Annotated in this window: 14 protein-coding genes and 1 tRNA gene; 8 read left to right on the plus strand and 7 right to left on the minus strand. The window is 61.5% G+C overall.

All coding sequences use genetic code 11. The annotated features are described in order from the left end of the window. On the plus strand, window positions 1-524 hold a 524-nt coding region (locus AC1DUU_RS07255; protein ID WP_476782746.1), incomplete at its 5' end, for an AAA family ATPase. Window positions 525-534: 10 nt separating this feature from the next. Here the strand turns inward: AC1DUU_RS07255 and AC1DUU_RS07260 are convergent. Beyond that, on the minus strand, window positions 535-1,302 hold the full coding sequence (locus tag AC1DUU_RS07260) for a glycosyltransferase family 25 protein (RefSeq protein ID WP_476782747.1): 768 nt from the start codon (window positions 1,300-1,302) through the stop codon (window positions 535-537). A 169-nt stretch (window positions 1,303-1,471) separates the two neighbouring features. Next, a complete protein-coding gene (locus AC1DUU_RS07265; protein ID WP_476782748.1) occupies window positions 1,472-2,017 on the minus strand; it encodes a TetR/AcrR family transcriptional regulator in 546 nt (181 codons plus the stop codon). 155 nt (window positions 2,018-2,172) lie between these two features. On the opposite strand from AC1DUU_RS07265, the gene AC1DUU_RS07270 reads away from it, so the two are divergent. Then, on the plus strand, window positions 2,173-3,333 hold the full coding sequence (locus tag AC1DUU_RS07270) for an efflux RND transporter periplasmic adaptor subunit (RefSeq protein ID WP_476782749.1): 1,161 nt from the start codon (window positions 2,173-2,175) through the stop codon (window positions 3,331-3,333). Next, complete coding sequence (locus AC1DUU_RS07275) at window positions 3,330-6,413, plus strand: efflux RND transporter permease subunit (RefSeq protein ID WP_476782750.1); 3,084 nt, start codon at window positions 3,330-3,332, stop codon at window positions 6,411-6,413. The genes AC1DUU_RS07270 and AC1DUU_RS07275 overlap by 4 nt, the downstream gene beginning before the upstream one ends. A 134-nt stretch (window positions 6,414-6,547) precedes the next feature. Here AC1DUU_RS07275 and AC1DUU_RS07280 read toward each other — a convergent pair. Both AC1DUU_RS07280 and AC1DUU_RS07285 read right to left on the minus strand, forming a co-directional pair. Continuing rightward, window positions 6,548-6,622 (minus strand) — tRNA-Gln (locus AC1DUU_RS07280). A 118-nt stretch (window positions 6,623-6,740) separates the two neighbouring features. Further along, the gene (locus tag AC1DUU_RS07285; RefSeq protein ID WP_476782751.1) at window positions 6,741-7,076 is read right to left on the minus strand and encodes a VOC family protein; all 336 of its coding nucleotides are present in this window, start codon (window positions 7,074-7,076) and stop codon (window positions 6,741-6,743) included. Between the two features lie 205 nt (window positions 7,077-7,281). Between AC1DUU_RS07285 and ppdK the strand changes: the two genes are divergently transcribed. Further along, a complete protein-coding gene (ppdK, locus tag AC1DUU_RS07290) occupies window positions 7,282-9,948 on the plus strand; it encodes a pyruvate, phosphate dikinase (RefSeq protein ID WP_476782752.1) in 2,667 nt (888 codons plus the stop codon). Between the two features lie 51 nt (window positions 9,949-9,999). Here the strand turns inward: ppdK and AC1DUU_RS07295 are convergent, their stop codons facing one another. Further along, window positions 10,000-11,010: a nucleotidyltransferase family protein gene (locus tag AC1DUU_RS07295; protein WP_476782753.1), complete on the minus strand. Its 1,011-nt coding sequence runs from the start codon at window positions 11,008-11,010 to the stop codon at window positions 10,000-10,002. A gap of 184 nt (window positions 11,011-11,194) precedes the next feature. Between AC1DUU_RS07295 and AC1DUU_RS07300 the strand changes: the two genes are divergently transcribed. Further along, the gene (locus AC1DUU_RS07300; RefSeq protein ID WP_476782754.1) at window positions 11,195-11,932 is read left to right on the plus strand and encodes a polysaccharide deacetylase family protein; all 738 of its coding nucleotides are present in this window, start codon (window positions 11,195-11,197) and stop codon (window positions 11,930-11,932) included. A gap of 42 nt (window positions 11,933-11,974) precedes the next feature. On the opposite strand, the gene AC1DUU_RS07305 is transcribed toward AC1DUU_RS07300, so the two are convergent. Further along, window positions 11,975-12,631: a hypothetical protein gene (locus tag AC1DUU_RS07305; RefSeq protein WP_476782755.1), complete on the minus strand. Its 657-nt coding sequence runs from the start codon at window positions 12,629-12,631 to the stop codon at window positions 11,975-11,977. Window positions 12,632-12,799: 168 nt separating this feature from the next. Here AC1DUU_RS07305 and AC1DUU_RS07310 point away from each other — a divergent pair, with 168 nt between their 5' ends. Together AC1DUU_RS07310 and AC1DUU_RS07315 are read left to right on the plus strand one after the other, a co-directional pair. After that, entirely contained in the window at window positions 12,800-14,437 is a 1,638-nt protein-coding gene (locus AC1DUU_RS07310) for a long-chain-fatty-acid--CoA ligase (protein ID WP_476782756.1), read from the plus strand. Between the two features lie 134 nt (window positions 14,438-14,571). Continuing rightward, complete coding sequence (locus AC1DUU_RS07315) at window positions 14,572-15,390, plus strand: DUF1499 domain-containing protein (RefSeq protein ID WP_476782757.1); 819 nt, start codon at window positions 14,572-14,574, stop codon at window positions 15,388-15,390. 1 nt (window position 15,391) lies between these two features. Here AC1DUU_RS07315 and AC1DUU_RS07320 read toward each other — a convergent pair whose 3' ends face one another. Further along, window positions 15,392-16,300 (minus strand): MBL fold metallo-hydrolase, encoded by a 909-nt coding sequence (locus AC1DUU_RS07320; RefSeq protein WP_476782758.1) that lies wholly within the window; start codon window positions 16,298-16,300, stop codon window positions 15,392-15,394. Between the two features lie 123 nt (window positions 16,301-16,423). On the opposite strand from AC1DUU_RS07320, the gene AC1DUU_RS07325 reads away from it, so the two are divergent. After that, a complete protein-coding gene (locus AC1DUU_RS07325) occupies window positions 16,424-17,017 on the plus strand; it encodes a biotin transporter BioY (protein ID WP_476782759.1) in 594 nt (197 codons plus the stop codon). The last annotated feature ends 110 nt before the right edge of the window (window positions 17,018-17,127 follow it).

The raw sequence follows: 17,127 nt of genomic DNA on the forward strand, positions 1-17,127 counted from the left end.
AGCTCCGGCAAGGCATCCAGGGGCTGAACCGCGAGGGCCGCGAGCGCCTGCTGGCGGCGTTCGACCTGGTCAACGGCCATTTCAGGCGCCTGTTCACCCATCTGTTCGGCGGCGGCACTGCCGAGCTTCAGCTCATCGAGTCGGAGGATCCGCTCGAAGCCGGACTTGAAATCCTCGCCCGCCCGCCCGGCAAGAAGCCGCAGACGATGACGCTTTTGTCAGGCGGCGAACAGGCGCTGACGGCAATGGCGCTGATCTTCGCCGTGTTCCTGACCAACCCGGCGCCGATCTGCGTGCTCGACGAGGTCGATGCACCGCTCGACGACCACAATGTCGAGCGCTTCTGCAACCTGATGGACGAGATGGCGGCGTCGACCGAGACGCGTTTTGTCGTCATCACCCACAACCCGATCACCATGGCGCGGATGAACCGCCTGTTTGGCGTGACTATGGCTGAGCAGGGCGTGAGCCAGCTCGTGTCGGTCGACCTCCAGGCGGCCGAGGCCCTGCGCGAGGCGAGCTAAGCCCCGCGGTTCAAGGGTTTTTGAGCTTGAGGCCGTAGTGCTTGCGGTAGCGGCGATAGTTGAACTGGCGCAGCACTGTCTGGCCTAGCCCTTTGACCGACACCGTCCAATGCCGCTGCTGCTTGATCTCCGTGCGCTCCGCCTCGATCATGCTGCCGCCAAGCTCATGGCTGACATCGGTGACGAGATTGGGTTGAACCGACAGCACCCGCAGGTCCAGTTCCCAGAAGAACTTGATGTCCTCGTCGATCTGCCGGTAGACGGTCGGCCGGCTGAGCATGCGCTCCGCGCCACGCCGTGTGATCAGGTAGCCGACCATGCCAGCAGTCGGGCTGCCATGCGACACGATCGAGATGTCCGCTACGCCAACCGATTCCACAACCGGGCGCTCCTGGAAGTCGAAGAGCTTGAGAATGTCCCATTCGACCGGCGCTGTCTGGAGTGCTGAGACGCGCGCTGCGAAAGCGGCTGGTTCGAGCAGGCGGAAGTCGTCCTCCAGGATCAGTCCTATCGCTGCATCCGTATCCAGGAATGCGCGCATCGCCTTGCGGTGACTGGCATAGGCCGCCACTTCAGCCGGGGCAAGCGGGCGCTTCGAGCGCCTGCGGTTTCGCTTCGGATCATAAAGGTCAATGGTTTCAGCGGATTGTGGCGTCAGCCCTTCGACGAAGGCGAAAGGCCAGGCAATTGCTGAAAGCTGTGCATGCGCCGATTTCCGACGAGGCCCAGCTTCGACATCCACTGTCACGACGAACGTGACGGGCAAAGGCGAAGTCATGTAGTGGCTCACTTAAAGGGTGTACCGCTAAATTAGCGCATGATCATTGGGCAGCATGGCCATGCGTTCGAATGCACGATGTTTTATGCTGCGGTTGAATCTCACAAAAATTGCCCAACGTATAGTGAGAAAATCGTGAACGCGGGTTGATGACGTTATCTGTGACCTGTCATACAGCCGCTTCGGCGAGCAGATAAGAGATCGCCATGTTGCGTTCATCTTCATGGAGTATGTCCATGTCGAAAAGCTTCATGCTACGCAGCCCCTCTATGACCAGAAACGCCACGATCAGCTTGGCTTGGTCGGGCGTTTCCGCCTTCAGGCGGTCGAGCAGATGGCGCTTGAAATCCCTGACGGGATTGAGGAAATCCGGGTCTTCGGCAAGGGCCGCGAGTACGCCTRCCGCGGATGGCTGCTTCTGTCCACATTCCTCGGCGGACAGTTCGATGTAGGCGGCAAGGCTGCTGTCGGGCGTATCACTGCTTTTGCTGGCCGCCTTTGCCGCGAGCGCGTCCTCGAAGCTTTTGAGATAGTCCTGAACCAGGGCCTGCATCAGCTTCGCTTTGGTGGGGAAGTTGTAAAGGAGCCCGCCTTTGGAGACGCCGGCGCGCTGGGCGACAGCATCGAGCGACAGGTGGCCCGGGCCGACGATATCCGCCAGTTCCGCGGCGGCGGCGAGGATTTTTTCGCGAGAGCTTGGTCTGTGGCCCGACATTGGTGGTGTCTCCGTTCGCATCACATTATCGTGGATTGACAATACCGTCCAGCCGGTACAGTAAGCCCCTCGCGCTTGGGCTTTCCAAGAAAAAAGTCCAACATGTGCATTGCGGCCCGCCCTGGTGCCGATTCCTTACCGATTGGGGATCTCCTTTGATTAAGCGTCTCATCATCGCGATCGTATTGCTCGTCGTCGTTTGCGGCGGCATCGTTGGTTTCAACATGTTCCGCGACAATGCAATCCAGCAATTCTTCGCCAACATGCCTGTCGCATCAGTCACAGTGGCGACCGCCAAGGTCGAGCCCGCTGCCTGGACGCCCGGCATCGAAACGATCGGCACGGTCGCTGCATCCCAAGGTGTCGACCTCACGGTCGAAACAACTGGCATCGTCAAGGAGATCAAGTTCACGGCAAACCAGCGCGTGAACAAGGGCGACGTGCTCATTCAGCTCGACGACAGCGTGCAGCAGGCAGACCTGGCCGCCGCCAAGACGCAGGCAGCGCTCGACAAGCAGTTGTTTGAAAGGGCAGTTGCCTTGCAGCAGCGCGGTGTCGGCTCCGATGTCGTACGCGACTCGGCTAGCGCGGCTGCGTCCACCTCGGCCTCGCAAGTCGAGAAGCTGCAGGCGGTGCTCGACCAGAAGCAATTGCGCGCGCCGTTCTCCGGCACGATCGGCATTCCGAAGGTCGACGTCGGTCAATATCTCCAGCCAGGGACCATCGTGGCGACGCTTCAGGACATCGACACGATGCGGGCGGATTTCGCCATTCCCGAGCAGCAGCTTGGCCTTTTGAAGATCGGCCAGCCTGTGCGTTTCGGTGTCACTGACGCCGAAATGCCGTTCATTGGTTCGGTGGTCGGCATCGATCCGAAGGTCGACCCGCAAAGCCGCCTCGTTTCTGTCCGCGCGAAAATCGACAACCCCGATGGCAAGCTGAGCCCGGGCCAGTTCGTGCGCGTGCGTGTCGTGCTTCCCGAGGAAGACGGTGTCGTAGCCGTACCGCTGACAGCCCTGACCACCAGCCTCTACGGTGATTTTGTCTATGTGGTGAAACCTGCAGAGACGGCCGAAGCTTCCGGAGCAGCCGCCGCGCCGGCCAAGGAACAGGCCGAGCCAGCGCTCGTGGTCAAGCAGATCTTCGTCAAGGTTGGCCGTCGTTCGGAAGGCCGCGTCGAGATAACGCAAGGTGTTTCCTTCGGTGACGAACTCGTCGTTGCCGGACAAAACAGGCTCTCCAACGGCACCCCGGTCAAGGTCGACAACACGGTCTCTCCCGTTGCCTCGACCGATGCGAAGGCAGCTGCCAAATGAGTTTCTCTGACATCTTCATCCGCCGTCCCGTCCTTTCGACGGTCGTAGCGCTCATGATCCTGCTCCTGGGTTTCCAGGGGCTGTTCAACCTGTCTGTCCGGCAATATCCGAAGGTCGAGGAGACGGTGATCACCATCTCCACCGTTTATCCGGGCGCGAGTGCGGACCTCATCCAGGGCTTCATCACAGCACCGATCGCTGCTGCGGTGGCGACCACCGAGAACATTGACTACGTCACCTCGCAGAGCAGCCCTTCGTCGAGCACCGTGACCGTACAGATGGAGCTTGGCTCCAATCCGGATACGGCGCTGACCGAGGTCATGTCCAAGGTCCAGCAGGTGCGCGGGCAACTGCCGACCGACGCCGAGGATCCGACGATCGTCAAGGGCACGGGCATGCAGTTCGCCATCATGTATCTGGCGATGCAGAACCCCAACATGACCGCCGAGCAACTGACCGAGTATATCGAGCGCGTCATCCGTCCACGCGTCTCGACCATCGAGGGCGTGGCCGAGGTGCAGGTCCTGGGTGCGGCCAAATACTCGATGCGGGTATGGATCGATCCGATCAAGCTCGCAGCGCGCGGTCTGACGGCCCCTGAGGTTCTTCAGGCGATCAATGCGTCCAACTTCCTGTCCGCACCGGGCAAGACCAAGAACGAATACGTTGCCTATTCGATCACCATGAAGTCGACGCTGCAGACGCCAGAGGCCTTTGGCGAGCTGCCGCTCAAGTCCAGCAATGGCGATGTCGTCAGGTTGCGTGACGTGGCCCGCGTGGAGCTGGCGGCCGAAAGCACCGATACCGTCGTCAATTTCAACGGCGAGCCGGGCACCTTCATCGGCATCTTCCCGACACCTTCGGCCAACCCGCTGACCACCGCTGCTGCGGTGATCAAGGAGTTGCCGGCGATCAGCGCGAGTTTGCCGCAAGGTATGACCATCACCATGGTCTATGACTCGACCGAGACGATCAGCGCGTCGATCGACGAGGTGTTCAAGACCATCGCCGAGGCGGTCGCGATCGTCATCGTCGTGATCTTGCTGTTCCTCGGCTCGTTCCGCTCGGTGCTGATGCCGGTGGTGACCATTCCGCTGTCGCTGATCGGTGTCTGTTTCATCCTGTTGATGATGGGCTATTCGATCAACCTGCTGTCGCTGCTGGCCATGGTTCTGGCGATCGGCCTGGTGGTCGACGACGCCATCGTGGTGGTGGAAAATATCCATCGACACATCGAAGACGGCATGTCGCCGATGCAGGCGGCATTCAAGGGCATGCGCGAGATCTTCGGCCCGGTGGTCGCCATGACCATCACGCTCGCTGCGGTGTTCGCCCCGCTCATGTTCACCGGAGGCCTGACCGGGTCGCTGTTCCGCGAGTTTGCGGTCACGCTTGCCGGCGCTGTCATCCTCTCCGGCTTCATCGCCGTGACGATCACCCCGATGATGTCGGCGCGGATGTTGAAGGCCGGCAACCACAGCCGGTTTGCAAAGTTCGTCGACCGTACGTTCGAGCGCATCGCCAACCGCTACGAGCGGCTGGTGTCGGGCTCGCTCAACTATCGTCCCGTGACGTTGCTGATCGTCATCGCGCTTGTTTCGGTCACCGCCTTCATGTTCTTCAAGACGTCGAATGAGCTGGCGCCTGAAGAAGATTCCGGCGCATTGTTCGCGCTGGTGACTGCGCCGCGCTACGCAACATCCGAATATACAAGTCTCTACACCGACCAGATCCGCGATCTGACCAAGGATCTGCCTGAGCTGAAGACCAACTTCTCCATCGTCGGCATGGGCGGCGCCACCAATTCGGGCTTCTCCGTTTGGGCACTCAAGGATTGGTCCGACCGTTCGCGTTCGCAAAAGGAGATTCAGGCGGATATCCAGGCGCGCCTGTCCAAGGTCAGCGGCGTTGAAGCACTGGTCTTTGCGCCTCCGTCCTTGCCGGGTGCCGGCGGCGGCCTGCCGATTTCGGTCGTCGTCCAGTCGACAGGCGATCCGAGCCAGGTCTTCGAGGTGGCTGAGCAAATCAAGGCAAAGGCCCAGGCCTCGGGTCGCTTCATCGTCGTGCAGAACTCGCTGTCCTTCGACGCGCCGCAGGTGACGGTGACCATCGACCGCGACCGGGCCGCAGCGCTCAACCTGTCGGTGCGCGACATCGGCATGACGCTGAGCCTGCTTGTGGGTGGTGGTTCGATCGCCCAGTTCGATCGCGATTCCAACAGCTACGACATCATCATGCAGGTGCCTGATCAGTATCGCGGCAACCCTGAAAAGCTCGGCGAGTTCTACGTCCGCAGCGTCAACGGCCAGATGGTGCCTCTGTCGGCTGTGGTGACGATCAAGACAAACTCGTCACCTGCTTCGATCGAGCAGTTCAACCAGCTCAACTCGGCGACGATTTCGGCGCTGCCTGTGCCCGGCGTGACCACCGGCGACGGCTTGAAGACGATCGAGGATATCGCCCGGCCGCTGCTGCCGGCCGGCTTCTTCATCGACTATTCCGGCCAATCGCGTCTGGAAAGCGAACAGGGAAATACCATCCTGATCGCCTTTGCGCTGGCGATCGTGGTGATCTACCTGGTTCTGGCAGCACAGTTCGAGAGCTTCCGCGACCCGCTCATCATCATGATGTCGGTGCCGCTAGCGATCTTCGGTGCCATCGTGCCGCTCAATCTCGGGCTCGGGACGCTGAACATCTACACCCAGGTCGGCCTGATCACACTGATAGGACTGATCACCAAGCACGGCATTCTGCTGGTCGAATTCGCCAACCAGCAGCGCGAGGAACACGGCCTGTCGCGGCGTGAGGCGATCATCGCTTCGGCCAAGGTTCGCCTGCGTCCGATCCTGATGACAACGGCCGCCATGGCGCTCGGCGTCGTGCCTCTGATCCTCGCTTCGGGTGCTGGCGCTGCCGCGCGTTACTCGATGGGCCTGGTGATCTTCTGCGGCGTGCTCGTCGGAACGGTCTTCACCCTGTTTGTGGTGCCGATGTTTTATACCTTCATCGCCCGCAAGGACCTGGCCGCGCATGTCGAGGAGCCCGACGCCAAGCAGATGGCCGAACCGGCTCACCACTGAGGCGTGCTAGGGACGTAATGAGAAGAGGCTCCGGAGAAATCCGGGGCCTTTTTTGCATTGGTTGGGTGTGCGCCTGATAGTCGGCGACTTTGCTGCCGGCCAGCGAAGAACGAAGGAGATTTTCAGGAAAGATATGGCTGGGGCGCCAGGATTCGAACCTGGGAATGTCGGTACCAAAAACCGATGCCTTACCGCTTGGCGACGCCCCAACAAGCCGCTGGCTGACAACTATGAGCCGCAGGCGAGTCAATCGACCGCCGCCTTATATGCAGTACGCGGCAAAAGCACAATCGCGCCTTTGCCGCTTTTCTTATCTGAATGTGCTGACTATTCGCCCCAGACGGCGAGCTCGTTGCCCCCTGGATCGACGAAGTGAAAACGCCGCCCGCCGGGGAAAGAAAAGATCGGTTTGACGATCGTACCGCCGGCCTCTTCGACCGCGGCAAGCGTTTGTTCCAGCGCTTCGGAATAGAGAATCGGCAGCGGCTTGGCTGGCACTTGAGCCTGGAACCCGCCGTCGAGGCCTTCTGCGAATGCAGCATAGTCGGGGCCGTAGTCGGTGAAGGTCCAGCCAAAGGCCGCGCTGTAGAAGGATTTGACATGGTCGAGCGTGCCGCCAACCGCAGCCATTTCGATATAGTCGAGCTTGCCGGTCTTGCGCATTGTCGTCTCCAAAGTTGTTCTCGATATGTTCTATATGAGCCTGCCAAGGCCCGCAAGCGTGTCGTAGCGCCGGTTCATTAATCGATTGTAGGTCATTGCCCGGCCGAACTGCGCCTTGCCTTTCGCAGCGCAGCATCATATCGCTCGGCCCAGAAGCGGGCGGCAGCCACCGTCTTGCTCCACACTCAGTCGGCGAGGAGACGGCATGACCAAGTGGGTTTACAGGTTTGGCGACGGTGCAGCGGAGGGGCGCGCGAGCGACCGCAACCTGCTCGGTGGCAAGGGGGCGAATCTCGCCGAGATGTGCAGTCTCGGCCTGCCGGTTCCGCCCGGCTTCACCATCACCACGGCTGCCTGCAACTGGTATTATGGCAATGGCAGCAGCTATCCTGAAACGCTGGAAGCCGATGTTCGCTCGGCACTCGACCATATAGGTGCGATCACCGGCCGTCGTTTCGGCGATCCCAAAAGCCTGCTGCTGGTTTCGGTGCGCTCGGGCGCACGCGCCTCGATGCCGGGCATGATGGACACAGTGCTCAATCTCGGCCTCAACGATGTTACCGTCGAGGCGCTGGCTATCGATGCCGGCGATGCGCGTTTTGCCTATGACAGCTACCGCCGCTTCATCACCATGTATTCCGATGTCGTTCTCGGGCTCGATCACGAAGTGTTCGAGGAACTGCTTGAGGAGGAAAAGGCGCGTCTGGGCTACGAACTCGACACCGAGTTCACCGCCACGCAGTGGCAGGCGGTCATCGCGCTGTACAAGGCCAAGGTCGAAGAGGAGCTTGGACGCTCGTTCCCGCAGGATCCGCACGAGCAGTTATGGGGCGCCATCGGCGCGGTGTTCTCAAGCTGGATGAACCATCGCGCGATCACCTATCGCCGCCTGCACGATATTCCCGAGAGCTGGGGCACTGCGGTCAATGTGCAGGCCATGGTGTTCGGCAACATGGGCGATACGTCGGCCACCGGCGTTGCCTTCACCCGCAATCCATCGACCGGCGACAAGATGCTCTATGGCGAGTTCCTGGTGAACGCGCAGGGCGAGGACGTGGTTGCCGGCATCCGCACGCCGCAGAACATCACCGAAGCAGCACGCATTGCCGCTGGCTCAGACAAGCCCTCGCTGCAGAAGCTGATGCCGGAGGCGTTCAACACGTTCGTTGCGATCTCCAATCGCCTCGAACAGCACTACCGCGACATGCAGGATCTCGAATTCACCATCGAGCGCGGCAAGCTGTGGATGCTGCAGACACGTTCGGGCAAGCGCACTGCCAAGGCAGCGCTCAGGATCGCCGCCGAGATGGCTGGCGAGGGGCTGATCACCAAGGACGAGGCGATCTGCCGGATCGACCCGTCCTCGCTCGACCAGCTGCTGCACCCGACCATCGACCCCAAGGCGCAGCGCGAGGTCATCGCGGTCGGCCTGCCGGCGTCGCCAGGTGCTGCTACTGGCGAGATCGTGTTCTCGTCCGACGAGGCCGAGGAACTGAAGTCGGCCGGGCGCAAGGTCATCCTGGTGCGCATCGAGACCAGCCCCGAGGACATCCACGGCATGCATGCCTCCGAAGGCATCCTGACGACGCGCGGTGGCATGACCAGCCACGCGGCGGTGGTTGCGCGTGGCATGGGCAAGCCTTGCGTGTCGGGTGCCGGATCGCTGCGCGTCGACTACCGCGCGGGCACGCTGATCACCATGGGCCACACTTTCCGCAAGGGCGACATCATCACCATCGACGGCTCCACCGGACAGGTGCTGAAGGGCACGGTGCCGATGCTGCAGCCGGAACTTTCCGGTGATTTCGCTGCGATCATGGAATGGGCCGATGCGGCGCGCCGCATGAAGGTGCGCACCAATGCCGAAACGCCGGCAGATGCGCGCATGGCGCGTTCGTTCGGTGCCGAAGGCATCGGCCTTTGCCGTACCGAGCACATGTTCTTCGATGGCGATCGCATCGTTGCCATGCGCGAGATGATCCTCGCCGACATCGAAAAGGACAGGCGCACGGCCCTCGACAAGCTGTTGCCGATGCAGCGTTCGGATTTCATCGAACTGTTTGAGATCATGGCCGGCCTGCCGGTGACGATTCGCCTGCTCGACCCGCCGCTGCACGAGTTCCTACCCAAGACCGAGGACGAAATCGCCGAAGTCGCCGCCGCGATGAACGTGCCGGCCGACAAGCTGCGCCAACGCACCGAAGCGCTGCACGAGTTCAACCCGATGCTTGGCCATCGCGGCTGCCGTCTCGCCGTCTCCTATCCGGAGATCGCCGAGATGCAGGCGCGCGCCATCTTCGAGGCGGCGGTCGAAGCCGGCAAGAAGACCGGAAGCCCTGTGGTGCCCGAAATCATGGTGCCGCTGGTCGGCCTGATGAAGGAACTCGACTACGTCAAGGCCCGCATCGATGCGGTTGCCAAAAGCGTCATGCAGGAAACAGGCGTCAACATCGACTATCTCGTCGGCACGATGATCGAGCTGCCGCGTGCGGCGATCCGCGCGCATGTCATTGCCGAGGCGGCCGAATTCTTCTCCTTCGGCACCAACGACCTGACGCAGACGACCTTCGGCATCTCGCGCGACGATGCGGCGTCCTTCCTCGAGACCTATCGCCAGAAGGGCATCATCGAGCAGGACCCGTTCGTCTCGCTCGACATCGAGGGCGTGGGCGAACTGGTGAAGATCGCTGCGGAAAAGGGCAGGGCGACGCGGCCTGAGATCAAGCTCGGCATCTGCGGCGAACACGGCGGCGACCCGGCTTCGATCCACTTCTGCGAAAGCGTCGGCCTCGACTATGTCTCGTGCTCGCCGTTCCGCGTGCCGATCGCACGTTTGGCGGCGGCACAGGCCGCGGTGAAGGCGAAGCGGTAGGCGAAGGCGGTTGGTTATACCCATTTCGCAAATTGGGTATAACCAGCGGCATCAGGTGACCTGGCAAAGCAGGCGGCCGATTTCGGGCCGCTGCTTTAGCGATGCGTTGATGGCTTCGCGCCACTTCGTTCCGTTGCCCAGAGCGGTCTCATAAGCAATTGCCAGTTCCTGTGGGCGATCCTCCACCAGGACGCGGATCAGCCTTTCGGCTTGGGCCAGGTCTTTTGCGACTTTGGCCAAGCCTGGCCCGGTTCGCCTTTGGGCGACAATAAGCTTGTGTACGGCATAACGTTCGGGTTTCGGTATCTGAACCAGCACGCCGCTCCGATATAACGCCACGGCTGGTATCGGCTCAGCGATCAGGAAGTTCAGGAACGGAAGCGTCTGCGCGTAGACGTTCAGCGGTTCTAGCCTGACGATCTCGCTTTTGCTTTGCATGCGAGGGGCCAGGAAGTCGACCATCGCTCCGCCGCCTTTCAAGCGCCACCGCGTGGACCTTCCTTTCGGGGCCAGGCCGGGAGCAGGTTCCAAAGACAGGGATTTGAACGTTTCAGCGAGAGATGGATCGACCTTGTCGTCGATCGCCAGTTTGAGGTTTTCGAATGCGGCGATGTCGACGTCCTGTGTAACTGCGAGTGTGCCTGAAAAGGCAAATCCCAGTTCGGCACCGTAGAGGCGGAACGCGTGTGTCCCAACAAGCGTTCCACCGAGGCGAAACACGCCAACTTTCGCCATCGCGTTCAGGATGCTACCGGTTTGGCGATCAACAGTAACGAGTCCGGCAGCACGCAGCTGAGCGACCAGCAACGCACAGTGCCGTTCAAAGCTCTTGTCGTCTTCGATATCCTCCCGCATGCRTGCAATGCGCTGACGAAGGTCTTCACTGTCAGGGCCGATGTAGCGATCGACCGGCTTGTCACCAATTCTTTGCCGGGCGTACCAATATTTGCCCTGAGGAAGCTCCTTGAGGAATGGAGACCCGGCGATGGACTTCACGTCGCGCATTCGGTGGGCTTCGAGAAGGTCCTGATACGCAGTGTGAGCAGAGAGCGGAAAGCGCATGACAATACCCTACACCAATCTTTAGCGTAGGGTACAAAATATACCCTACGTAGGCAACTCGCGTAGGGTATTGCGTGCCAGGGTTCTGGCCGGCGCCACGGCAAAATAGCCTCAGCCGTCATCATGGCGCCAGATTTGAGGCGCCAGTGGCCGCAGTTCGAGACAGCAATACCCGGAAATTCGCATGCGTATGCTTGGCAGGTTTTTGATTGGCGTCGGCCTTGCGGCGCTGGTGAGTTCTTCAGCTTCGGCTGCGTTGCTCGAACCCCGATTGCATCTCAAGCCGTCCGGCGAATCCAGCCCACGCGTCGCACTGACGCTCGATGCATGCGGCGGCAAGACCGATGCACGCGTCCTCTCCGCGCTCGTCGACAACAAGATACCGGCGACGATCTTCGTCACCGGTATGTGGCTGAAGCGGAACGCCGAAGCCTTGGCGATCATGAAGGCGCATCCAGAGCTGTTCGAGCTCGAAAACCACGGCGCCAGGCACATTCCGGCTGTCGATACGCCCCGCAGCATCTATGGGCTGAAAAGTGCTGGCAGTGCCGAGGCTGTTCTGGCCGAGGTCGAGGCCGGCGCGCTGGCGCTGACCGATCACGGCGGACGGGCGCCAAAATGGTTTCGCGGTGCGACCGCGCAATACAGCCCGACCTCCATAGCGCTGATCCGTGGGCTTGGCTTCAGGATCGCCGGCTATTCGATCAATGGCGACGGCGGTTCGTTGCTTGGCGCGCGCGAAACCGAACGTCGCGTTTCTTCAGCCAAGGACGGCGACGTCATCATCGCGCACATCAACCAACCCACGCACGCTGCCGGCGGCGGCCTAGTCAAGGGGCTACTGAAGCTCAAGGAAAAAGGCTACGCCTTCGTGCGGCTCGACGATGTTGACGACGATGGCACGGACGGCACGACGAACTAAGATATTGCGCGCCCTTTTGGACGCGCAAGGCGCTGCAATGGCTCAGGCAGCGGCATGGAACGCTTCGACCACCCCGACATAGGCTACGGCGAGCTTGGCCAGAGGGTTGGTGCTGCGCGAGGCCGATTCCACCTTGAGCTTGCCGCCGCTGACGGGAAGCGAAAGCAGCAGGAACTGACGTCGGGCACCATCGCCGATCGAAGCGGCGGCGACATGCTTGTCGTCTCCGTCTTCATCGAGGCGCATCTTGAACAGAAGGATGCCGCCTACAGCTTCCAAAGCGTCGTCGACCATCTGGGTAAACTCAGCCTCCGAAACGTTGCTGGGTGCCATGGCCGGAACCTCGACTTGTATTCGCTCGACAGCCTCGATGGGGAGTTCATCGGCCGAAAGTTCGACAGACGCCGGCTCGTCGGCGGTCTCTTCCGCGACGCGCTCCTGCCCTTCGGCGGCTTCCGTTTCGGGCAGGTCCTCGAGCAGGGCTTCAGGCTCGGTGCCGACCGCTTCGTCGAGCAGTTCTTCCGCCGACAGCTCAAGGTCGTCGGTGGCTTCGACGATTGGCTCGTCAGCGCCATCGGCCTCGTCGGCAGCCATCAGGACGCCGGAAGCGGCATCGGCTTCCTTGGGGGCAACATGCTCTTCAGATTGCGTTTCATGCTGCGGCAGGACTTCATCCTCCGCGCGCGGCTGCGTATCCATGTGATCCCTCACATTACTCTACCCACCACACCAGCCGGTAATAAAGGTTAACCGCGACCGTGGCCGCAATATGGCCGCCGCGGTTTGCCGGCTCGGCTGAACTTTGGTCAGGCTGGACAAAACAGGTATTGCGACCAGAATGGCCAGATATGATCTGGGAGGATCCACATGCTTGGACTGATGCAGGAATGGCCGCTGCTGTGCCACAAGATCATTGACCACGCTGCACGCCAGCACCCGCATCGCGAGATCGTGTCGAGGTCGATCGAGGGGCCCATTGTCCGGACCAACTATGCCGAGTTGCGCCTACGGTCGCTAAAAATTGCGCAACGGCTGGAGCGCGACGGCTACCGGGTTGGCGACCGTATCGCCACGCTTGCCTGGAATTCGGCCCGCCACATGGAAGCGTGGTACGGCATCATGGGCATGGGTGGGGTCTACCACACGCTCAACCCGCGCCTTTTCCCCGAGCAACTGGTCTGGATCATGAACGACGCGCAGGATCAGGCGCTGTTCGTCGACCTGACCTTTGTGCCGCTGGTGGAAAAGATCGCGCCGCAGGTGCCGTCGCTCAAGCGCATCATCGTGCTGACCGACGCCGCCCACTTGCCGCAAACGGCGCTGCCCAATGTCGTGGCCTACGAGGAGTGGCTGGCCGAGGCCGATGGCGACTATGCCTGGAAAGCGCTGGACGAGCATGCGGCGGCCGGCATGTGCTACACCTCAGGCACGACGGGCGATCCCAAGGGCGTCGTCTACAGCCACCGTTCCAACGTGCTGCATGCCATGATCGCGGTGATGCCAGACGCGATGGGCATTTCGGTCCGCGACGTCGTCATGCCTGTTGTGCCGATGTTCCACGCCAATGCCTGGGGGCTAGCCCAGAGCACGCCGATGGTCGGCGCGAAACTCGTCATGCCGGGCGGCAAGATGGATGGAGCTTCGATCTACGAAATGCTCGACACCGAACGCGTGACCTTCACGGCCGCTGTGCCGACGGTCTGGCTGATGCTGCTGCAGCATCTCGAAGAGACCGGCAAGAAATTGCCGCATCTCAACAAGGTGGTGATCGGCGGCTCAGCCTGCCCACGTACAGTGACTGAGAAGTTCGAGCGCAACTATGGCGTCGAGGTCATCCACGCCTGGGGCATGACCGAGATGTCGCCGCTCGGCACATTGTGCTCCATCAAGCCGGAATATGACGATCTCGAAGGCAGTGACCGGCTGAACATCCAGCAGAAGCAGGGCTATACGCCGTTCGGCGTCGAGATGAAGATCACCGACGACGACAACAACGAACTGCCCTGGGATGGCAAGACCTTCGGTCGGCTCAAGGTGCGCGGTCCAGCGGTTTCAGCCTCCTATTTCGGCGGCGCCAGCGCCGGGCAGTTCGACGCCGACGACTGGTTCGACACCGGCGATGTCGCCCATATCGACACCAACGGCTACATGCAGATCACCGATCGTTCCAAGGACGTGATCAAGTCGGGCGGCGAGTGGATTTCCAGCATCGAACTCGAAAATCTCGCCATCGGTCATCCCGACGTCCAGGAGGCCGCGGTGATAGCCATCAAGCATTCGCGCTGGGACGAGCGCCCGCTGATGGTGATCGTGCGCAAGCAGGGCAGGGAGCCTGACAAGACCGACATTTTGGCTTTCCTCAACGGCAAAGTCGCCAAGTGGTGGATGCCGGACGATGTCGCCTTCGTCGACGAGATCCCTCACACAGCAACCGGCAAGATCCAGAAGATGGCTTTGCGCGAGACATTCAAGGATTATCGGCTGCCCACCGACACCGGCGCCTGAGCAGGTTCATGTGCGGGACGGCGGCGCATGCCGCCTTTCCGCTTCAACCCTCGAAGGAAACGCTCTAGTTTGATTCAGTCGCGATCTATGCCGTGGGGACGGCGATGCTGGGTGCAGGGTGGGTAACGGGTTTTATGGTTGAGTTTCAGACGCGATATGTTGAGCAGCGCACCGCGCGCGCGGCTGGCCTGTCTCGGGGCATGGCATCCTTCTCGGCCGTTTTGCTGATCACCGCCGTGCTCGGCCATCGTCGCGGTCTTGTCGACACCACTGCCTTTTTCTGGGTTCTCGGCATTGTCGCATTGCTGGCCGCCTTGGCGTTGCTGCTCTCGGGTCTTGCATTTTCGCGGTTGTGGAAATTCGGCGACCGGGGTGGACACGACCTGACTGTCGGCGCCTTGCTGGGGCTGGCCGTGCTCGCGCCCTTTGGTTTCATAGCTTACCAGATCGCCACCATGCCCATGCTCCGCGACATCTCGACCGATGTCGAAGACCCGCCCGCATTAACGGCGGCGATGTCGTTGCGCACGCCGGCCATGAATCGGCTGGAGCCGTCGACGGCAGGGGAACGCGCGTTGCAAGCACAGGCTTACCCGCTGGTTGCCGGCCGGCGCTACGACCTGTCGCTCGACCGCGTTCTTGACAGCGTGAATGCAGTTTTGGCGCCGCAAGGCTGGGAGATCGTCGTGCCGCCACCCGCCGTCGACCAGGCAATTGGCGAGGTCGACATCGAAGCTGTTGCGCGCACCTACATTCTCGCTTTGCCCTCCGACGTGGTGATCCGGCTGGTGGATGACGGCGACTCGACCTTCGTCGACATGCGCTCCGCCTCGCGCTACGGCCGCCATGACCTCGGCGACAATGCCGAGCGCATCATCGGTTTCCTGACCGAACTCGATCAGGAGATCGCCAATCAGGCCGGAACAGCGACGAGCACGACGCCGGAGCAATAGGCTATTTGACTGGGGAATAGATGCTGTCGATCGCCGGCGCTTCCCTGCTGAGCACCTCGCCGCGCCCGACTAGATCTTCGAGATGGGCGAGCACCGACAGGCCGGCTGCACCATAAAGCCTGGGGTCGGTGTCACGATAGATCGCCCGCACGATATCGGGAATCGTGCGGTCGCCGGCGATCAGGCGCTCCATGATCGCCCGTTCACGCATTTCGCGGTGCGCCTTCAGCCCGCGCACGAATTTTTGCGGTGCCAAGACCGGGCCGCCATGGCCGGGCAGGTAGAGTTGGTCGTCCCGTTTGATGAGTTTTTCGAGCGAGGCCATGTAGTCTGACATCGCCCCGTCGGGCGGTGCAACGATCGAGGTCGACCATGCCATGACGTGGTCGGCCGAAAACAGGATGCCAGTGCCTTCGAGCGCAAACGCCGCGTGATTCGCCGCATGGCCCGGTGTCAGCACCGCGCGCATGCGCCAGCCGTCGCCATCGATGACCTGGCCATCGCCGACGACCACGTCGGGAACGAAATCGGTATCACTGCTGGCGTCGAGCGGGGCAACTTCGCCGATTCGCAGCGGGCGCGCCGAGCGATGCGGCCCTTCGGCGACGGTCATAGCCCCGGTCAGCGCCTTCAATCGGGCGGCGAGGGGCGAGTGGTCGCGATGGGTGTGGCTGACGAATATGTGGCTGACCGGACGGCCAGCAATGGCGCGGACCAGCGCCTCGAGATGGGCATCATCGTCAGGGCCGGGATCGAGGATCGCAAGCGTGTCGTGGCCGATGATATAGCTGTTGGTGCCGTGGAAGGTGAAGGCGCTCGGATTGTTGGCGGTGACCCGCACGATGCTATCCGCGACAGCGACAGGCTGGCCGTAGGCGGGTTCGAAGCGTTTGTCGAAATCAAGAGACATGGCCAGCCGATATCTGTGGGTCCGAAGAGCAAACGGCAAATTCGTTTGCCGCTTAGCACGGAAGACAATATAGGGAAAACAACATCTGGCGTGCCTCGGCGCGCATACCACAAGGGGATTTACATGGCCGTTGCATCCAGTTCCACCGCGCTCGTTTCCGCGGCGCTGCCCGAAAAGGGTGCGATGCGCCTGGCGACCCAGCTCCTGCTGGCTGTCGCGGGTTCGATGCTTCTCATCGCTTCGGCCAAGACCAAGGTCGTGCTCGGACCAGTCGACATGTCGCTGCAGACGCTCGTCGTGCTCGGCATCGGCGCAGCCTACGGCCTCCGCCTCGGCGTGGCGACGCTGCTGCTCTATATGGCGCAGGGCGCCATGGGTTATCCGGTGTTCCAGAGCACGCCTGAAAAGGGCCTCGGCATTGCCTATATGCTCGGCTCGACCGGCGGCTATCTCCTGGGCTTCGTTGCCATGGCGGCAATCGTTGGCTGGGCCGTCGACCGCGGCTGGGGCCGCAGCATCGTCAAGATGCTTGGCGCCATGCTCGTCGCCGAAATCGTCATGATGGCACTCGGCTTCTCGTGGCTTTCGCTGCTCATCGGTGCTGAGAAGTCCTGGCAGTTTGGCGTCGTGCCGTTCATCGTGCCGGACCTGATCAAGGTGGCACTTGCCGCTGCCGCCGTTCCGGCCATCTGGGCGCTGCTGCCCAAGAAGGGCTGATCGGTCCGCAACCGAGCACTGGTTTTAGCAACGCCCCGGCTTTAAAAAGGCCGGGGCGTTTTGCATTTGAATGGTGCGGAAATTATGACTGTTCTTGTCACGGGTACGGC

It is taken from the genome of Aminobacter sp. P4_H6_2, assembly GCF_056400805.1.